Source organism: Mucilaginibacter sp. (assembly GCF_965201005.1).
Lineage (GTDB): Bacteria > Bacteroidota > Bacteroidia > Sphingobacteriales > Sphingobacteriaceae > Mucilaginibacter_A.
This window is the reverse complement of sequence record NZ_OZ241747.1, coordinates 2,137,224-2,157,199: the sequence shown is the minus strand read 5'-3', so window position 1 is coordinate 2,157,199 and position 19,976 is coordinate 2,137,224. Positions and strand designations below refer to the sequence as shown.

Genomic DNA, 19,976 nt, shown 5'->3' with positions numbered 1-19,976 from the left:
AAAGTTTGATTTCATTAATCAGGAAAAATCAAATTTTAAGGTATTCTTTTGATTTTTAATTTTAATATTTTGACAGATAAAATTCGGGTTTCGGCCGTTAGTTATACCAACACCAAACCCTTTATTTTCGGTTTAGAGCTTAATCAAATAAAAAATAAATTAGATTTAAGCTTAGATACTCCTTCAGATTGCGCCCAAAAACTAATTGATAATCAAGTTGATATAGGTTTGATACCCGTTGCGGCAATATTGAGTTTGCCATATTGGCAGATTGTTTCCGACTATTGTATCGGAGCCGTTGGTGCGGTTAATTCAGTTTTTATTTTTAGTAATTGTGCGATAGAAGAAGCCGCAGAAATCCAGTTGGACCCGGAGTCGAGATCCTCTAATAACCTGGCAAAAGTATTGCTGAAAAACTATTGGAAAATCAACCCAAAACAAATTATCAACGCACCGGATTATGCTAATTTTACTGGTATAAAAACAGCATTCGTTCAGATTGGCGACCGTACTTTCGGCAAAAAAAACCAATATAAATTTGTTTATGATCTGGCCGAGACCTGGCAAAAAATGACTGGCTTACCTTTTGTTTTTGCAGCCTGGGTTGCCAACAAACCCCTCAGTCCGGAATTTATGAAAAGCTTTAATATAGCTCTAAAAGCAGGGTTGGATGCCCGCGAAGAAGTGTTGCAAACACTTCCGGTTTATCCTGATTTTGATTTGCGCGATTATCTTTTTAATAAACTGCAGTTTGATTTAACGGAAGATAAAAAACAGGCTTTAAACCTGTTTCTGGATTATATCAAAAAATTATAGGTAAAAACAGCATTTCAGTTTTTGGCCAGAATCATTTTCTCTACGCGGTGATTTATCGGTTTAATGGTGCGCAAATATTGGTAAAGGTCTTTCGCTTAAAAACAGAAATATTGTTATTATGCAAAAACGGCCTGTGCGCAGTGCAGAGGCCGTTTTTCATATTTTGTACACCCATCAGGATTCGAACCTGAGACCGACGGTTTAGAAAACCGTTGCTCTATCCAACTGAGCTATGGGTGCTTGAAATAATGCTTCTTTTATCGGCATAAAATATACCTGCTAAAAGAAGCACAAAAGTATAAAATAATCTTTTCCGGGCAACGTTAAAAATTTGAATTTTTGTAGTATAGTCAATTTCAGTACAAATCGTTAAATTGATTTATTTGGTTTTGATGGTTGATCCGTTGCGGATTTCATCAGTAGCAACTTTGATCAATAAGTCGCCGACTTGGAGTTTTCCATAAATCTCAACCTCATCCACGGATTCACGGCCTTTTTTCACATCAACCCATTCTGCTTTATGATCGGCCACGCGGATGACAAAAACCCTTTCCGTAGAAGAAACCAATGCTGTTTTCGGGACTACAAAAGTGCTGTCTGATGCGGGCAGCAAAAGGCTTACCTCCGCATACATTCCCGGTAAAAGTTTTTTATTGTTGTTAGAAACGTCCATCTCCAAACGTTCGGAACGTAAACGTTCATCCAGCGCACCGGCCAAACGTTTAACAGTGGCTGTAAAATGCTGGTTTGGTAAAGATTTTACACTAAATTTTACTTCATCTTTTTGTTTTAGCAATCCGGTATAAGCTTCTGGTACAGAAATAACTAAACGCAAAAGCTTTTGTTCCTGCAAAACAAAAAGTGGCATATCAGAACCTTTGCCGGAAGGCCCAACGTAAGCACCAGTGTTAATGTTACGCGTGGTAATTACGCCATTAAAAGGAGCACGGATATCCAGATAAGCACCCGTTGCTGCTACAGATTGAAAGGCCGATTTTGCAGCTTCCAGCTCTGCCTTGTCAGAATTTTTACGTGCCATTGCCTGATCAATATCATTTTTAGAGATTGTTCCGGGCGTTTTTGCAGTTTCGATCAAACGGTTATAGTTAGAATTGCTGGCCGTATAAATAGCCTCCTGTGATTGTAATTTTGATTTTGCCGCGGCAATATTTGAATTGATTTCCGGTGCATCCAGCGAAACCAGCAACTGGCCTTGTTTTACTTCCGAACCTACATCTGCATAAATCTTTTTTACAAAGCTGTTTTCTTTCGCATATAAATCAACCTGCTGGTAGGGAATCAATTCGCCGGGCATACTTAAATCTGCGGACAAGATTCCTTTTTTAAGCGGAAAAGTTTCTAATGCGGTTACTGCCGTGGTATCTTTGTCCTGATTGGTATCATCTGTTTTTGAATGGCAGGCACTAAACGTACTTGAAACAGCAATTAAAACCAGACTTCTGAAAATATTATTCCTGGATATTCGGGTTATCATAAAGTGATGGAATATAATGTTTACTTTCTTTATCTTCCGGATCTAAAGAAACAGAATTTGTAGTGGTTTTACCTTGAAGCCAGGCAAAAACCAATGGCAAAACAAGTAATACGGCAAATGTAGATGCAATCAAGCCACCTATAACTGCACGCCCCAAAGGTGATGCCTGATCGCCGCCTTCGCCTAAACCTGAAGCCATCGGCACCATGCCAACAACCATTGCCAAACTCGTCATTAATATTGGCCGAAGGCGTAAAGCCGCCGCTTCTCGGGCAGATTCAAGCGCGTTGCCATTGTGCATCCGCAAATGTTCTGCATTGGTAACCATTAAAACAGCATTGGAAACCGAAACACCGACAGACATGATCGTGCCCATATAAGATTGCAGGTTGAGCGTAGAACCGGTCAACAACAGCAATAATAACGAACCAACAATTACTGCCGGAACAGTGGAAAGCACCACTAACGAAACTTTAAAAGACTGGAAATTGGCAGCCAGCATCAGGAATATTACAACCACAGCTACAATTAAACCGGATTGCAGACTGCTTAAAGTATCCAGTAAAGTTTCGCTTAAACCCTTTACTTCAACCGTTATGCCGCGGGGCAGTTTTCCTAAAGATTTGATTACTTTTTGCACATCATCAGTTGCGGTTCCCAAATCCATTTTGTTTAGGTTTGCCGTTACAGACAGATATGGCAGAGCACCAATATCATCGTTTTCACCCAAAGTTGTGTCTTTTTTGATGCTAGCCACATCACCCAAAACCGGCCTTGCCGAGTTTCTTAACACAGAAATCTCGCTGATGTCGTTCATACTGGCCATTTTATATTCCGGTACTTCTACCTGAACGCTGTAGCCTAAACCAACTTTCGGGTCCAGCCATACATTTTTTTCGGTAAAGCGGGAAGATGACGTGGAAGCAATCAGCGAACGTGAAATCTCTGCAACACTTACGCCCAACTGCGAAGCACGCGTGCGGTCGATATCAATGTCTATTGCCGGATAATGAATGGCCTGGCCTAATTGTATATCACGTAAATATTTGATTTTCTGCAATTTAGAAATTACTTTAGCGGCATAAACCTCATTCTGTTTTTTGTTTTTTCCGGCAATGCGAACTTCAACCGGCGTTGGGGATCCCTGGCTCAAAATTTTGTCCGTCAGTTCTATCGGCTCAAAAGAAAGCTTGACATCTGGCATTTCTGCGTGCATTTTGTGCCGAAATTTTTCTTTCAGCTGATCCAGGTCGACTTTATAATTTTCGCTGAGATTTACCTGCAAAACAGCTTCCTGCGGGCCAGCCATAAACAAATAAATCGGGCTGGTAGAAAACTGTGAAGGGTGCTGACCGACAAAAGCAGAGGTAACTGCAATGTTTTTTTTGCCAACCAGTTCTTCCAGTACATGCAGGGTTTTCACAACGTCCGCTTCGGTACGTTCTAAACGCGTTCCGTCTGGTGCCCGCAAACGCACCTGAAACTGTCTGCCGTTTACCTTTGGCAGCACATCCCGGCCAATGGTAGTAATTAAAAAAAACGCCAAACCCAAAGTACCAACAACGTAAACGATAACGGTGGTTTTACGCTGTTTGAAAAGCCTGTCCATCAACTGTAAATAGCGTTGCCGAAATTTATCAAAATGGGTAGGGTTTTGTAATGCTTCTTTTAGCAGGTGTTTTTTCTGGTCCCAGGTATCATTTTCTTCTTTTGGGTCGAAATGTATTTTGGGATGATCTTCCTGCGCTTTCATCATCCAGTTGGCCATGATCGGTACAAAAGTCTGGGCCAGCAAATAAGAAGTGATCATTGAAAAACCAATAGCCAGTGCAAGCGGTAAAAACAAAGCACCCGGAATACCTTTCATTGTTAAAGCAGGCGCAAACACTGCCAGGATACAAAACAGGATCAGCAATTTTGGAAAAGCGATTTCTTTACAGGCATCCCAAATGGCCAAAGCTTTGGGCTTGCCCATATCTATGTGCTGATGTATGTTTTCGATGGTTACGGTAGATTCATCAACCAAAATACCAATTGCTAAGGATAATCCACTCAGCGTCATGATGTTTATGGTTTGATGGAACAGGTATAAAAACAGCACACCGGAAATCAGTGAGATCGGAATGGTAAAAATCACAATCAAAGCTGCTCTTCGGTCGCCCAGAAACAGCAGCACCATTAAACCGGTCAGCACCGCGCCAATGGCACCTTCGGTAATCAGGCTTTTAACCGCATTGATCACATAAACCGATTGGTCAAACTCAAAAGAAAGCTTCACATCATCCGGCAGCAAAGCCTGAAAACGGGGCAAAGCTTTCTTTAAACTTTGTACCACATCCCAGGTAGAAGCATCTGCAGATTTGGTGATGGGCAAATAAACCGAGCGTTTGCCGTTAACCAGCGCATAACTGCTGGTAATATCGGCACCGTCTTCCACCGTGGCCACATCACGCAAAAACAAATTTTGCACGCCGCCCCTGTAAATCGGAATGTTGGCAAAATCGGATATTTTTTTAATGGTGGTATTGGTTGGGGTGAGATAATTGTAATCGCCGATGCGAACGTTTCCGGCAGGGGAAGTGATGTTGTTTTCGCGTATGGCCGTAACAATCTGATCGGCTGTTAAATTGTGCGACCGCAACAGTACCGGATCAACTTTAATGACAATTGTACGTGTATTACCGCCGAACGGTGCCGGAGAAATCAATCCCGGAATAGAAGTAAAAGCAGAACGTACGTAAACATTGGCCATATCCAGCAACTGATTGTTGGTGCGTTTCGGACTGCTTAAAACCAGTTGCCCAACCGGCAGTGTAGAAGCATCGAAACGAATAATAAACGGAGGTTGTGTCCCTGGCGGAAAGATGGCCTGGGCACGGTTGGTAAAAGCCGTAACCTCCGCTGCGGCCTGCGCCATGTTGGTGCCTTCGTAAAAGGAAAGTTTAATAAGTGTTAAACCTGTAATATTCTTTGTTTCAATGCTTTTAACACCTGATACATAAAGTAACAAGTTAACATATGGTTTGCCAAAATAAGCCTCCATCTGGTTGGGTGTATAACCGCCAAAAGGGTGCGAAATATAGATAACCGGCAGATTCAGATCGGGGAAAATATCGATTTTGATGTTACGCACGGCATTCAACCCAAAAAAGAAAACTGCTGCAACAATAACTAAAATAGTGATTGGTTTCCTGAGTGCGCTTCTGATTAATCCCATGCTGTTTTTATCCGGTATATTTTGTTTTCCGGCAACCTAAAATTCATTAAAAAATATTCCGAAATCCCCGGTGGCAGCCGCTTTGTAAAGCAAAGCCTGCCAAACGTTATTATAAGCAATATCGCGGTCTGTTTCTGCCCGGTTCAGCGTAAACAAGGCCTGCGTAACATCTACAATATTTGCCAGTCCGTTTCTGTACAAAACCGTTTTCTGGTTAAAAGCATCTGTGGCAGCTTTTAACCCAATTGGCGCGGCCTGATAATTTTTCAACGCATTTTGAATCCTGGATTTCGATAAAATCAGTTGTGCCGACAACTGCTGATTCACCAGATCATATTCGTTTTTCAAACCTTCGGAAGTAAATTGCTGTGCTTTTACCTGCTCGTGCACGCGCAACGGCGAGGCAAGGTTCCAAACCATACCGATGCCCAGCAGATAATTAGAGCGGGTTGGGTTTATACCGCTGAAATAATTTTGCGTATATAAAGTTTGATTAAGTGTATAACTGTTAAAGCCCGAACCTCGACTTTGAAAAATATTGAACAGCGAAAACGTTGGATAACTGAGCGTTTTATAGTACTTTTCGCGTTCGGCACTTAGTCCGATCCGGTTTTGGTAATACAATAAAACAGGGTGCTTGCTCAAGCTGATGTGTGTACTTGTGTCCAAAGTTTTAGGTATCCGGCTTACAAAACCACTGTCCAGCAAAAAATTCGTCGGGGTTAATGTGGTGTATTGCGCCAGCAGATTGCCCTGTTGCTGCACTACATCCTGCGCGTTGGTCAAGGCAATTTGCGCACTGGCCACCTCGGCATTTGCCAGGGAAGAATCTACACCCGGGTTTAAGCCGCTTTTTACCCGGGCAACAATCACATTACGCAAAGCCAAAGCGCGGTTTAAGTTATTTTGCTGGGAAACGCTCAGTTGCTGCGAAGCGAGCAGGTTTAGGTAGGCTCCGGAAACGCGGATTTCCTGCTGAAACTGTTCCTGCATCAAATCGCTTTGATCCAACATTTGCTGGTTTTGGGCAACTTTTACCCGTTCTTTTGCTTTCCCGAAGGAGAAAAAATCCCAGTTTAAATTGGCCAGGTACAATCCGCCAAAAGCCGAATTCCAATTCTGTCCGGCTAAAATTGGGCCGCCCGAGGCAACTCCATATCCGCCCAAACCATAAAGTGGGCCGTATTGCGAATTTACCGTTCCAAAATCGTTTTGTGCCGATACGTTTAAATTAGGCAGATACTCGCGTTTTGCCTCCGTAACCAAAGCGGCAGATGCCCTGGCATAATTTGCCTTTGCCTTGATGGTGCCATAGTTTTGCAGTGCATTTTGTACAGCTTGTTTTAAAGTCAATGTTTTTTGCTGGGCAAAAACAGCATGATAAGTGCTCAACAGAAACAGCAGGCACAACACCCGGCAAAAAGTAGTTCTGTAAAACATGAGCAATTATGATATAAACGAAAGCACAAAAAACAGCAGGATAATTTGCATGTACATTGTACCCGAAATACGAGCCAACGCCGCAAATATAGGTTTGCAATGATAAGTGCTTTGTAACAAATTTATTGTTTAAAAACAGGTGTTTATGTACGATACTGTTTTTATCCACTAAAATTTGACTTAATTCTTAACTTTTCTGAAAAAACCAAATTGCTTAACAATTTCTTAACGTAGCCAAACTATCTTTAAATCAAAATCCACATTGCTTATGTTTAGCACACTTATACAATATTTTACGCCACGCGGCAAGAAATTATTCTTTCCGCTGTTTGATCAGGCCACCCAAAACGTGGTTGCAATGGCCGAAATGCTGAAAAAAGAGCTGAACGACCCGGCATCGATCAATACCAAAGACCTTTTTCAGAAAATAGACCGGCTGGAAAACATTGGCGACGATATTACCCATCACATCAATATAGAACTGAGCAAAAATTTTATCACGCCTTTTGATCGCGAAGATATCCATGCATTGGTTTCTTCCATTGATGATGTGGCCGATTACATCCACGAATCTGCCAACCGCATGTTTTTATACGGCTTAACAGAATTTACCAAGCCAATGCAGGTTTTGGCCGATTTGATTTTAGATGCTGCTTTTGCACTCCAAAAACTGATTGATGAACTGAAAGATATTGAAAATGTAGAATTGATCATCAGGCATTGTGATTCCATCAACACTATAGAAGACAAAGCGGATATAATTTATAATCAGGCTGTTGCTGATTTATTTGAGAACGAAAAAGACCCGATCCGGATGATAAAATACCAGGAAATTTTGTTGGGACTGGAAACCGCAACCGATATGTGTAAAGATGTTGTGAAAGTGGTAGAATCGATCATGATTAAAAACAGCTAACAAATTTTAGCCGGTAAAACAAGCATCCTTTAAATAGTTTGCAACTTTTCATTTATACATTAAAAATCCTTTATTAAAATAATATTATTAACTATTAAATAATAATTATATATTTAAAGAAATAATCTTAAATGGTTTTTGCTGAAGATTTTCTGCATTATATCTGGAAATTTCGCCTTTTTCAACATAAAAATTTGAAAACTGAGGACGGAGAAGCAATCGAAATTATTTCCCCGGGTTTACATCATCATCATGCCGGTCCGGATTTTCAGCAGGCCAAAATCAGGATTGCCGATACGCTTTGGGCTGGAAACGTAGAAATCCATATTCGCTCGTCTGATTGGATGCGGCACAACCATAGTTCAGATCCGGCTTATAATAATGTCGTCCTGCATGTGGTTTACAAAAACGATCAGGAAATCCGGAATGAAGCCGGTTTTAAAATGCCGGTTTTGGTTTTGGAAGACCGCATTTCAGACCAGCTTTTGATCAGCTATCAAAACCTGGTTTTTGCGGAAATGGTTGATTTTCCCTGTCAAAAAACGGTTCATCGCGTTGATGAACTAACGGTGCAAACCTGGCTTAGCCGGATGCTGATCCAGCGGCTGGAAGAAAAATCAGCCAGAGTAAAAGCAGTTTTGACACAGCAAAAAGGTAATTGGGCAGAAACTTTTTACCAGCTGCTGGCCGCAAATTTTGGTTTTAAAATAAACGCTTTGCCTTTTGAACTGCTGGCCAAATCATTGCCTTTACAAATCCTTGCCAAACACAGTTCTAATTTACTTCAAACCGAAGCCCTGATTTTTGGACAGGCCGGTTTTTTGACTGATGATTTTGCTGATCCTTATTATTTGACCTTGCAAAAAGAGTATCAGTTTTTACAGCAGAAATACAGTTTATTTCCGTTAGAAAAACATTTGTGGAAGTTTTTGCGCTTGCGGCCTTCTAATTTCCCAACTGTCCGGCTGGCACAATTTGCTGCCTTAATGCACCGCAACAACCACTTTCTGACTGATTTAATCCAAACAGAAAAAATCAACAACATCGATGCTCCTTTTACCGGTATAAATCCGTCGGAATATTGGCTGGATCATTATCAGTTTGGGAAAATTTCAAAACCAAACTCAAAAACACTGGGCCGTTCATCGGTAGAAAATATCCTGATCAATACCGTTGCCGTTTTTCTTTTTGCCTTCGGGAATGAAAATCAGGATGAAACACAACGCGGCAAAGCATTGCAGATTTTAGAAAATTTGCCTTGCGAAAACAATTTTATAATCAGTAATTTTATATCAGCAGGAATCAAAGTGAAATCTGCTGCAAATTCTCAGGCTTTGATCGAACTAAAAAATGAGTTTTGCGATAAAAAACGTTGCTTAAACTGCGGAATAGGCCACAAAATTTTAAAAACGAACCATTATGCTGCAGCGGGTCCTGACCTTTTTTGAAAGATACTCTTTCGGTGTTTGCACTTATCTGGGCGGCCGTTTTCATATTTCGATTGCAAAAATCAGGTTGTTTTTTATCTATTCTTCCTTTCTGGCCGTTGGTTTTCCGCTGATTTTTTACTTTTTTGCAGGAATTGTGCTTGATTTTCGTAATTACATCAAACGTGCCGGTAGCCGCGTTACCGATCTTTAAAATATCTTAATTAAAAATCAGCCGTAAAAGAAGCATCGTTAAACCTTTGTGCAAAAAGTTATCTTAATATTGCTGCGCACTGAGCACCGGCGAGGGTTTAATTAAAACTCAAAGATGCGTGCTACTGCTTCCAAATATTTTAACTTTGTTGTGCAAAATTAATTTGTTGACCGTAAATGCCCCCAAAAGGAAATCAGTTTAAAAATTCTAATTTAAAGGAAGACAACAAATCCGGGGCACCGTTTATGTTCCCAAAAAACAAAAAAGTAAGGCCCGAGATGCCTGCTTTTAATTTGGGGGATGGCCGCATTGTTAAGATCATCGGTTTGTTTTTTCTGATCGTTTGCCTTTATTTTTTAATCGCCTTCACTTCCTATTTATTTACCTGGCAGGATGACCAAAGCTATGTTTTAGAAGCCAACGGCGGCTGGGGCAACTTTTGGAAAACGCCGCAGGAACTGCAAGACAGCGGTGTGATCAACCCGATTGTGCAAAATTGGCTGGGCAAGCTGGGCGCATTGCTTTCGCACCAGTTTATTTACGAGTGGTTTGGCGTGGCCTCCTTTATTTTTGTGGCCGTTTTTTTGGTGATCGGTTATCGTTTATTGTTTAAAGTGAAGCTGTTTGCCATTGATAAAACTTTGGGATATGCTTTTTTTAGCCTGCTTTTTTTCTCCATAGCAATTGGTTTTTTTCATAGCTGGATGACGGACGCACCGCATTATCTGGAAGGCGGGTTTGGTTTTTGGACGAACCGCCTGCTCGAAGTACAAATCGGTGAGGCCGGGATTGCCGGATTATTGATTTTTGCCGGATTGAGTTTTTTAATCGTCGTTTACAACATCGATTTTAAACTACCGGAACGGAAATTGAAACTGGTTACTGAACCCGGCGAAGTCCCGCTGACGGAAGATGAAGCTGTTGCCGGAGCAAAATTCGCCCAAAATTACCCGGTAAAAACAGTATTGCCTGACGAAGGACAGGAAATGGCCGTTCCGAAACCGACACCAAATTTTACAGTCAATTCGATTTTAACGGATGAAGAAGAACTTTTAGATAAGCCAACAGCAAAACTCACCCAAAATCACCCCATAAAAACAGCATCTGAAGAACAAATTGTAGCTGCTGATTACGAATTTCAAGTTCAGAAAAAACCTTTAAATGAGGTTGTCAATCAACCTAAAACCGTACCGCTGACAGAAGTTTTTCACCCCATAACTTTAACGCCCGAACCTGAATTTGCGGTTGATCAGGAAGAATTACTAAGCCATGAACCCGAGTTTACCGTTGAAGTTCCGGCGGTGGAAATGACGGCCAATAAATTGGTGGAAGAATTTGGTTTGTATGACCCGGAACTGGATTTGGCCTCCTACAAAAAACCCAATATTGATCTGCTGGAGAAACACGGAACCAACAAAATTCAGGTTACTAATGAAGAACTGGAGGCCAACAAAGACAAGATTGTTGAAACCCTGAACCATTACAACATCGAAATTGATAAAATTAAAGCCACGGTTGGGCCCACGGTAACTTTGTACGAAATTATCCCGGCACCGGGCGTGCGCATTTCAAAAATCAAAAACCTGGAAGATGATATTGCCCTGAGTTTGGCCGCGCTGGGCATCCGGATTATTGCGCCGATGCCGGGTAAAGGAACCATCGGGATTGAAGTACCAAACCAGCATTCGGAAGTAGTTTCCATGCGCTCAATTTTAGAAACTGAAAAATTTCAAAATACAACGATGGATTTGCCGATCGCGCTAGGCAAAACCATTTCCAACGAAGTTTATATTGCCGATCTTGCCAAAATGCCGCACTTGCTTGTGGCCGGTGCAACCGGTCAGGGAAAATCGGTTGGTATCAATGCGATTTTAGTTTCGCTTTTGTACAGCAAACATCCATCACAATTAAAATTTGTGCTGGTTGATCCGAAGAAAGTGGAACTGACTTTGTTCCGTAAGATAGAAAGGCACTTTTTGGCCAAACTTCCTGACGAAGCCGATGCGATTATCACTGATACCAAAAAAGTTATCAATACGCTTAATTCACTTTGTATCGAAATGGACCAGCGTTATGATTTGCTGAAAGATGCACAGGTACGGAACCTGAAAGAATATAATCTGAAGTTTGTCAACCGAAAATTAATCCCGACGGAAGGCCATCGTTTCCTGCCGTTTATTGTGCTGATTGTTGATGAATTTGCAGATTTGATGATGACGGCCGGCAAGGAAGTGGAAACGCCGATTGCCCGTTTGGCGCAGCTGGCGCGTGCCGTGGGCATCCATCTGGTGATTGCTACGCAGCGTCCATCGGTGAATATTATTACGGGCACGATCAAGGCCAACTTTCCGGCGCGGCTTGCTTTCAGGGTTTTGTCTAAGATTGATTCGCGCACGATTCTGGATGCCGGTGGAGCAGATCAGCTGATTGGTCGTGGCGATATGCTGTTATCCACCGGAAATGATCTGATCCGTTTACAATGTCCGTTTGTAGATACGCCGGAAGTGGAAAAAGTTTCTGATTTTATCGGCAACCAGCGTGGCTATCCTTCTGCATTTTTATTGCCCGAGTTTGTGGGCGAAGGTGGTGAAAGCAGCGCAAAAGAATTTGATGCGAGCGATCGTGACCCGCTTTTTGAAGAAGCCGCCAAACTGATTGTGATGCACCAGCAGGGTTCAACTTCCCTTATCCAGCGGAAACTGAAATTAGGCTACAACCGTGCCGGGCGGATCATTGACCAGCTGGAAGCGGCCGGCGTAGTTGGCCCGTTTGAGGGAAGCAAAGCACGCGAGGTTTTATTGCCGGACGATTACGCGCTGGAGCAGTTTTTAAGCACCATTAATTCAAAATAAGTTTATGGGATTTTTTAAAAGATTATTTGGTGTAAAGGATGAGGAACAGACTGCTATTTTTGAGAAATCTATTCCCGATGGTAAGGATGAAGAACAAACTCCTGTTTTTAAGGAAACTATCCCAAGTAAAAAAAACTTTCACAAAATACCTTTAGATATAAAATTTGAAACTTATGAGCAGGATAATATATTCAGGATAACAGCTGTTGATACAAATTTAAGTTCTTTCGATATAAATAACATTTCTTGTAAAGTAGGAGATATACTAAACATTAATCAACAAATTAAATTTGATATTTCTTATTCTTTAATCACTTTAAAAAAAAGGTACAACTTCTTAATTCCTTTTGCCTGCGGTGTTGTTAAAGAAATTGATTTAAAGAACTTAAATGTCTCAATCGATACTAGTAACTCAGCTATTAACAACAGATTGCATGAAATAAAAAAAGCTGTATATTTTAATATTCCATCTGTTGAAGAAAATCCTTTTTCAAATTCACTAAATATAAAATGGGATTGTGTTGGTGGAATAAATAATTCCATTGATTTAGCCAAACATGGTGTCGTTACTTCCTCAGAAGATGGGTTCTTGTTAATGTTCTCATTTGTAAAAAGAAACAACAAATTCTATTTAGCCATAAATTACTTTACTGATAAATTATCAAGTCAAAATACAAGATTTAAAATTTATGAGAATGATGAAATTTCATTTTTATTTGAAGATCAAACTAAACTTAATTGCACTATTATTGACAAAACATCTAAGCCCTTAGATAAGCAAGAGCAGTATATTGGCAATCGCAAAGTTGTTGGTTTGCATGAGAATAACATTGAAATCAAAGATGAGCATATCGCGTTGTTTGCATTTAGAAGACTCGTTGCTTGGAAATTATCAATCAAAAAATTTAATTTAGAAATTATAGGTAATCGTAGTGGACATTCAAATTATAGTAGTTTTTCAGATTGCCAGTTTGTTTTGAATAATTTGGCTTTCGATTTTTTATACCTTTCCAAAGTTGGCAAGACTGATATAGAAAGATTTATAAAAGAAAAAGAGCAGTTTCTGAATTTGAATAAAGAGTTTGATGCCAGCGATCGCGACCCGCTTTTTGAAGAAGCCGCCAAACTGATTGTGATGCACCAGCAGGGTTCAACTTCCCTTATCCAGCGGAAACTGAAATTAGGCTACAACCGTGCCGGGCGGATCATTGACCAGCTGGAAGCGGCCGGCGTAGTTGGCCCGTTTGAGGGAAGCAAAGCCCGTGAAGTTTTATTGCCGGACGATTACGCGCTGGAACAGTTTTTAAGTACCATCAATTCAAAATAAAGTATGATTTTCAAAAGAATAGCTGTTTTTACGATACTTTTTTCAGTGGTAATTTCGGCAGCAAAAGCACAAAACGACCCGAAAGCCAAAGCAATTTTGGACGGTGTGAGCAAAAAGTATAAATCGTTCTCGGCCATTAAATCTGATTTTAGTTATGTGCTGGACAATCCGCAGGAAAACATCAAAAGCTACAAACAAAGCGGAATGATTTTGGCCAGTCCGAAAACCAATAAATTTCATCTGACCATTTATAGCGGTTCCGGCGCAACAAAATCGGTTGAACAGGAAATTATCAGCGATGGAAAAACGCAGTGGACTTACGAGAAAAAAGACAATGAAGTGCAGATCAATGACGCCGACAACAGTTCGCAATCCTTAAACCCGGCACAGGTTTTCACCATTTACGAAAAAGGATATAAATATTTGTTCACCGGGGAAGTTAGGCAGCAAGGCCAGGTTTACCAGCAGATTGATTTAACGCCGGTTGATAGCAAAAAGCCGTTTTTTAAAGTGCGGTTATTGATCAGCAAAGCACAAAACCGCATTTATAGCGCAAGTATTTATGATAAAAACGGCAGTCGTTACACCTATATTTTAAGTTCTCCTGCAACAAATTATACCGGTTCTGATTCGGTTTTCGGTTTCAACAAAAAAAACTATCCCGGTGCAGAAGTGGTAGATTTGCGCTGAGGTGCAGATGCTTCTTTTACCGGTATAAATTTTGCCAAAGCGGTTTTTATTAATTTCCCCAACTAATTATTTACAGTGCGTATTACTTTTTTAGGAACCGGAACTTCGCAGGGCGTACCCATGATTGCCTGTAACTGTGCGGTTTGCACCTCAAACGATCCGCATGACAAACGGTTGCGTTCTTCTGTTTTAATTGAGGAAAACGGCAAAAATGTTGTGATCGACAGCGGTCCCGATTTTCGTTACCAGATGCTCCGTGCGCAGGTAAAACATCTGGAAGCCGTGGTTTTTACACACGAACATAAAGATCATATTGCCGGTTTGGATGATATCCGCGCGTTCAACTATTTTCAAAATTCTGCCATTGATGTTTATGCTGATTTGCGGGTGCAGAATGCTTTAAAACGCGAGTTTTCTTACATTTTTACCGATTACAAATATCCGGGCATCCCGCAGATCAATTTAAAAACCATTGATTTAAAGCCATTTACAGCGGCTGGTATCCCTTTTATCCCGATAGAAGTATTGCATTATAAGTTGCCGGTGCTGGGTTTCCGCATCCATGATTTCACTTATATTACAGATGCAAAAACAGTATCTGAAGTAGAAATAGAAAAGATAAAAGGCAGTAAAATACTGGTTGTCAATGCTTTGCAGAAAGAAAAACATATCTCGCATTTTACTTTTGCAGAGGCCATAGCTTTTGCAGAAAAAACAGGCGCGGAGATGACGTATTTTACGCACATCAGTCACCGTTTAGGCAAATACCAGGATGTTTCTGCGGAGTTGCCGCCCAATATCCAACTGGCTTACGATGGTCTGCAACTGGAAATTTAAGTAGTTTTTTGTGCCCGGAAGCGGATTCGAACCGCTACATCCTTTCGGACGCCACCCCCTCAAAGTGGTGCGTCTACCAATTTCGCCACCCGGGCTTTTTTTAAAAAAGCTGAAGCCAAAGATACATGTTTTCGTATTTTTTCTGCGGATGAACAACAAAATTATATCGATAAAAACAGTATGGCAGCATTTGTTGGTTGTCAAAAACTTTCTTCAGCAAAAACAAATACTAAAGAAAATTTTCTTTCAATTTAAAATTAATCTACATTCTACCTTCTTCTTCTTTACTTCCGTTTTGGCGGTTGCGTGCTGTTTTTAGCTTGGTATTTCCAAAATTATAAGTTAATCCCAAAGTAAAACGGCGACTTTCGTATTCATTATTCCAGCGGGTATTTACGTTGTTATATTGCAAAATGCTGCGGTAACGGCTCTGAAAAAATATATCTCTTACTTTAAAACTCACATTTAATTTTTTCTCCAGCATGGTTTTGGTAATACCGGCATCAATTTGAGAAGATGATAAAACCCGCGCCAAACCATTAATAGAAGGTGAATCATATTCTCCGGTTAACTGAATTTTAAAGCTTTTTGGGAGATAAAAAGTGTTATCGCCGCTTACGCTCCAGGCCAAACGGCTGCTGCTGTACGGGTTTGCACCAACCACCGTATTTACCTTATCAAAAGAAGCAGCCAGCTGATAATTAACATTCCACCATTTTTTGATGTTGAAAGTACCGGCAGAAGTTGCTAAAAAAGATTGCGCGCTGCCGAGGTTTTGGTAAGTGGTGATGCTTTCTTTGGTTTGATCATTCTGGTTGATAACAGAACTTTGATCGCCATTAACTTTTAAATAACTCAGACTTAAAATCTGAAAGCTTTTATACGTGTAATTTAACACATAACTCTGTGAGATTGAGGGTTGCAGATACGGATTGCCTTGGATTGCCGTGTACGGATCAGTATATCGGATGGCAGAATTTAACGAACTATAACCCGGCCTGCTAATTCTCCTGCTAAAAGAAGCATTTAACTGGTTATCCGCATTAACTTTATAAGTGATAAACGCACTCGGGAAAAACTGTAAATAATTGCGTTTTACAACCTCATTTCGAGAAAGTGAATTTGCGGTAGAAACCGTTTGCTCGGCACGTAAACTGGCTTTTACATCCAGTTTTGGGCTGAAAGTTTTGTTCAGTGTGGCATAAGCCGCATTGATATTTTCCTCATAAACAAAATCATTGCTGCGCTTTGGATCGAGGATATAACCAGCTGCTTTTAACGAATCAAAAGCGATAACGGCGTGCGTATTTACCAAACTGCTTTTTACACCGGCTTCAAACTGAAACTTATTTTTGAGCGGCAAAACGTAATCTGCTTTGATAGATTTAATGTTGTAATAAATTGGTGCCGTACTTCTTAAATCTATCGAATTACCAATTATGTTACCATTTCCATTAAAATAAGTATTGGTATAATTTTCATTATTGGTTGATGCACTGTGCACATAATCGGCATCAAAACTCAATTTTTGACCGGTTGTGTCCAAAGATAAACTATAATTTAAGTTGATACTGTAAGTTCCGGTATAAGTTTTCTGCGGATTAAGGCTGGTTACAATAGCGGTTTGCTCGCCCAAATTGTTCAGCGTGTTGCTCATACTGGTAAATTGCGCATCGGTAGGGTTGTTGTAACCTTTAAACATTACACCAAACGTGCTTTTTTTACCGGCATAAAAATCGGTGCCGATGGTGTAACCCGTTGCAAGGGTTTTTGGCCGCCATAAATTATATTGATTGTATAAATCAGTACCAATCTGTCGACTTAAAGTCAGCTTGTTGTACGAACTGTAATATCCGGTATTTGAACGTGCAAAAAAACTGAATTTGCCCGAATTATAATTGAAATTAAATCCGCCGTAAGCTTTTCCGTATTTGCCGTAACCCAAATTTGCGTTGGCGCTACCGCTGTAACCTTGCAGTTTATTGTGTTTTAAAATGATATTGATCATCCCGGCCGTTCCTTCTGCATCATAATTTCCCGGCGGGTTCGGGATCAGTTCTATTTTGCTTAGCGCATTTCCGGGCATGTTTTTGAGGTAATTGCTCAGTTCGGCACCGCTCATGTACGTACGGCGGCCATCAATCAGCACCACCACACCGCCATTATTTCGGTATAAAATATTGTCGTCTTTATCCAAACGGACGCCAGGTGCTTTCTTCAAAACCTCTAAAGCATTGTCGCCGGTGGTGTTTAGTTTTTCTATATTTACCACCAGCCGGTCGCTTTTTTGCTCTAGCTGCGGTATGTTTGATGAAATGGTTACTTCTTTTAGCGTATTTTTTTTCTCAACCATGATAAAAGGCGGCAAGGTTAAATCTGATCCCGAAAATTCAAAGCTTTTGTAAATAGTAATAAAACTAATCATTACTATTTTTACTATATACTTTCCGTGTTTACTATTTTTAAAATGGAAATCACCGTTCAAGTCCGTTGACTGACCGTTAATTGTGGCAGAATCCGGCAGTTGCAGCAGCAGCACAGATGCTCCGGTTAAAGGTTGTTGTTTTTGATCAAGGATTTTGCCGGAGATCGTTCCGTTTTGGGCAAAAGCAATTCCGCAGATCAGTAAAAGTAAAAAAGTGCAAAGCGTTTTCATGTTCGTTTGGGTTGATGCCTCAAAAGTGCCATAACCAAAATCCGCCTGAAATAAATTGATACCAAAGCCCCGCAATATTATCCCAACACCAAAAAAGGTTGATAAAAGAAGCATTGTACCGGTTTTGCCGGTTCGCATAAAAAAACAAGGTGTTGGGATAAATTTTTAGTCTGAAGTACCGTTTTGGTTTACTTTTATTCCATAATGAAGAAAAAAGAAATCTATTATCATATTGGCGGCTGGATGGTTTACCTGCTATATATTGTCGTTGGTTTCTGGATTGAACCTCGTCCTTTCGGTAGTCAACTGTTTACTTATTCTTTCCAGACCGTTAAAATTGTAGAATTTTATATTTTTTATCTTTGGATATATCCGCATTTTTTAAAAAGGAATAAACTTCCGCAACTTATCGGTGGGATTCTATTTGGGATTATATTTTTTATTGCTGCCAGGTATCTTTTAGAAGAAGTTGTACTGTTCAAAATCTTTCATATCCATAATTATTATGGTTATACTGCAAAGTCATATATTGTTGACAATCTGTATTATGGAACATCTGGACTGGTGCTAAGCATGGCCGTTTACAGCAGTTTTAATGCTTTGCGAAAAGAACAGGAAAATAAATCCCTCCGCGAAGAAAAAACCCGGGCTGAACTCGCTTTTTTGAAAACCCAGATCAACCCGCATTTTTTGTATAATACACTCAATTATATTTATTCGCTGGCGTATCCGGTTTCTGATAAACTGGCCGATGCCGTGATCAAGCTTTCCAATATGATGCGTTACATGCTGACGGAAAGTGCCAGTGCAGACGGAACGGTGGATTTGCAGAAAGAAGTAGATTATATTGAAAACTATATCAGCATTTATCAACTGCGTTTTGAAGAAGGTTTTTATGTTGATTTTAAAGCCGATGGAGACATTGCCGGGAAACGTGTTGCCGCATTGTTATTAATCCCGTTTGTAGAAAATGCATTTAAACACGGCGTAGTGAACGATCCGCAACGGCCCATCCGCATCAACCTGAAAGTTACCGGCGACCGGCTGGATTTTTCGGTGAGCAATAAAATCAACCAAAGTCAGAAAGATCCTTCTACCGGCGTTGGTTTGGTTAACATCCGCAGAAGATTAGAACTGATTTATCCAAACAAAAGCGAATTATTGGTTTCGGAAAACGGGCAAACTTATAAAGCGTCGTTGGTTATCAGCATTTAGCGATCTGATTTCGGCTAAACTTTATACCTTGCAACTAAACTTATAATGTATAACTCACAACTCAAATAATGATCCGTTGCCTTGCCGTTGATGATGAAGCTTACGCCACAAAAATTATTGCTGATTACATTGGCAAAATCCCGTTTTTAGAATTGGTCGGAACCACAACAAGTGCAATCGAAGCTTTGACGAAAGTGCAGCAAGGCGATATCGACCTGGTTTTTTTGGATATCCAAATGCCGGATTTGACCGGGATCCAGTTCCTGAAATTGTGTGGCAGCAAATGCAAAGTAATTCTGACAACCGCTTATCCGGAATACGCGCTGGACGGCTACGAACATGATGTAATCGATTATCTGCTGAAACCGATTGCATTCGACCGGTTTTTGAAAGCGGCTAACAAAGCACACACTCAAATTATGCCGGTAAAAACAGCATCGGATGCAATTCCATCTATTCCAAACCAGGAAAACCCAATTGTGCAAAACAGCTCGGCAAATGATTATATGTTTATTAAAGGCGAAAGCAAAAACAAGTTTCTAAAAGTAAACTACGATGATATTTTGTATATTGAAGGTTTGAAAAACTATGTTTCATTGTTTACTTCCGGGCAGCGCATGGTTACTTATCAAACGCTGCGTGACCTGGAAACGCAGCTGCCACAGCCGCCTTTTTACCGCGTGCACAAATCGTATATTATTTCTGTGGATAAGATCAGGATGGTGGACGGCAACCAGGTTTACATCGGTGAACAACCGATCCCGATTGGCGAAACTTACCGCGACGGATTTTTAAAAATGATCAGGGAGCAGGAGTGAAGTTGTTGCCCGGATTTCAACTCAGAGAAAATGAAATACTGTTTTTACCGGTCAAA

The 19,976-nt window shown here is 40.5% G+C and carries 13 protein-coding genes, 2 tRNA genes and 1 pseudogene; 10 read left to right on the top strand and 6 right to left on the bottom strand.

Translation table 11 applies throughout. The features are described 5' to 3' along the window. Positions 1–69 precede the first annotated feature (69 nt). The gene (locus tag ACOFKR_RS09985) at positions 70–816 is read left to right on the top strand and encodes a menaquinone biosynthetic enzyme MqnA/MqnD family protein (protein ID WP_419800653.1); all 747 of its coding nucleotides are present in this window, start codon (positions 70–72) and stop codon (positions 814–816) included. 166 nt (positions 817–982) lie between these two features. Here the strand turns inward: ACOFKR_RS09985 and ACOFKR_RS09980 are convergent. The 4 genes from ACOFKR_RS09980 to ACOFKR_RS09965 form a co-directional block, all read right to left on the bottom strand. Next, positions 983–1,056 (bottom strand) — tRNA-Arg (locus ACOFKR_RS09980). A gap of 139 nt (positions 1,057–1,195) precedes the next feature. Next, entirely contained in the window at positions 1,196–2,311 is a 1,116-nt protein-coding gene (locus ACOFKR_RS09975; RefSeq protein WP_419800652.1) for an efflux RND transporter periplasmic adaptor subunit, read from the bottom strand. Then, the gene (locus ACOFKR_RS09970) at positions 2,286–5,528 is read right to left on the bottom strand and encodes an efflux RND transporter permease subunit (RefSeq protein ID WP_419800651.1); all 3,243 of its coding nucleotides are present in this window, start codon (positions 5,526–5,528) and stop codon (positions 2,286–2,288) included. The genes ACOFKR_RS09975 and ACOFKR_RS09970 overlap by 26 nt, the downstream gene beginning before the upstream one ends. A gap of 36 nt (positions 5,529–5,564) precedes the next feature. Continuing rightward, positions 5,565–6,968, bottom strand: a complete 1,404-nt coding sequence (locus ACOFKR_RS09965) for a TolC family protein (protein ID WP_419800650.1) — start codon at positions 6,966–6,968, stop codon at positions 5,565–5,567. 268 nt (positions 6,969–7,236) lie between these two features. Here ACOFKR_RS09965 and ACOFKR_RS09960 point away from each other — a divergent pair, with 268 nt between their 5' ends. The 7 genes and pseudogenes from ACOFKR_RS09960 to ACOFKR_RS09930 all read left to right on the top strand — a co-directional run bounded on the left by ACOFKR_RS09960 (position 7,237) and on the right by ACOFKR_RS09930 (position 15,231). Next, entirely contained in the window at positions 7,237–7,884 is a 648-nt protein-coding gene (locus tag ACOFKR_RS09960; RefSeq protein WP_419800649.1) for a DUF47 domain-containing protein, read from the top strand. A 131-nt stretch (positions 7,885–8,015) separates the two neighbouring features. Next, positions 8,016–9,332 (top strand): DUF2851 family protein, encoded by a 1,317-nt coding sequence (locus ACOFKR_RS09955; RefSeq protein ID WP_419800648.1) that lies wholly within the window; start codon positions 8,016–8,018, stop codon positions 9,330–9,332. Further along, a complete protein-coding gene (locus ACOFKR_RS09950) occupies positions 9,304–9,525 on the top strand; it encodes a PspC family transcriptional regulator (protein WP_419800647.1) in 222 nt (73 codons plus the stop codon). The genes ACOFKR_RS09955 and ACOFKR_RS09950 overlap by 29 nt, the downstream gene beginning before the upstream one ends. Before the next feature lie 176 nt (positions 9,526–9,701). Further along, positions 9,702–12,377 (top strand): DNA translocase FtsK 4TM domain-containing protein, encoded by a 2,676-nt coding sequence (locus ACOFKR_RS09945; protein WP_419800646.1) that lies wholly within the window; start codon positions 9,702–9,704, stop codon positions 12,375–12,377. 1,078 nt (positions 12,378–13,455) lie between these two features. Beyond that, positions 13,456–13,704: pseudogene (locus ACOFKR_RS09940) on the top strand (DNA translocase FtsK); the annotation flags it as partial. A 3-nt stretch (positions 13,705–13,707) separates the two neighbouring features. Beyond that, positions 13,708–14,394, top strand: a complete 687-nt coding sequence (locus tag ACOFKR_RS09935; protein WP_419800645.1) for a LolA family protein — start codon at positions 13,708–13,710, stop codon at positions 14,392–14,394. Between the two features lie 75 nt (positions 14,395–14,469). Then, the gene (locus tag ACOFKR_RS09930) at positions 14,470–15,231 is read left to right on the top strand and encodes an MBL fold metallo-hydrolase (RefSeq protein ID WP_419800644.1); all 762 of its coding nucleotides are present in this window, start codon (positions 14,470–14,472) and stop codon (positions 15,229–15,231) included. An 11-nt stretch (positions 15,232–15,242) separates the two neighbouring features. Here ACOFKR_RS09930 and ACOFKR_RS09925 read toward each other — a convergent pair. Together ACOFKR_RS09925 and ACOFKR_RS09920 are read right to left on the bottom strand one after the other, a co-directional pair. Next, a tRNA-Leu gene (locus ACOFKR_RS09925) sits at positions 15,243–15,326 on the bottom strand. Between the two features lie 167 nt (positions 15,327–15,493). Next, positions 15,494–18,025: a TonB-dependent receptor domain-containing protein gene (locus ACOFKR_RS09920; RefSeq protein WP_419800643.1), complete on the bottom strand. Its 2,532-nt coding sequence runs from the start codon at positions 18,023–18,025 to the stop codon at positions 15,494–15,496. A 66-nt stretch (positions 18,026–18,091) separates the two neighbouring features. Between ACOFKR_RS09920 and ACOFKR_RS09915 the strand changes: the two genes are divergently transcribed. Both ACOFKR_RS09915 and ACOFKR_RS09910 read left to right on the top strand, forming a co-directional pair. Beyond that, positions 18,092–19,102 (top strand): sensor histidine kinase, encoded by a 1,011-nt coding sequence (locus ACOFKR_RS09915; RefSeq protein ID WP_419800642.1) that lies wholly within the window; start codon positions 18,092–18,094, stop codon positions 19,100–19,102. 68 nt (positions 19,103–19,170) lie between these two features. Further along, the gene (locus tag ACOFKR_RS09910; RefSeq protein WP_419800641.1) at positions 19,171–19,920 is read left to right on the top strand and encodes a LytR/AlgR family response regulator transcription factor; all 750 of its coding nucleotides are present in this window, start codon (positions 19,171–19,173) and stop codon (positions 19,918–19,920) included. Positions 19,921–19,976: the final 56 nt, after the last annotated feature.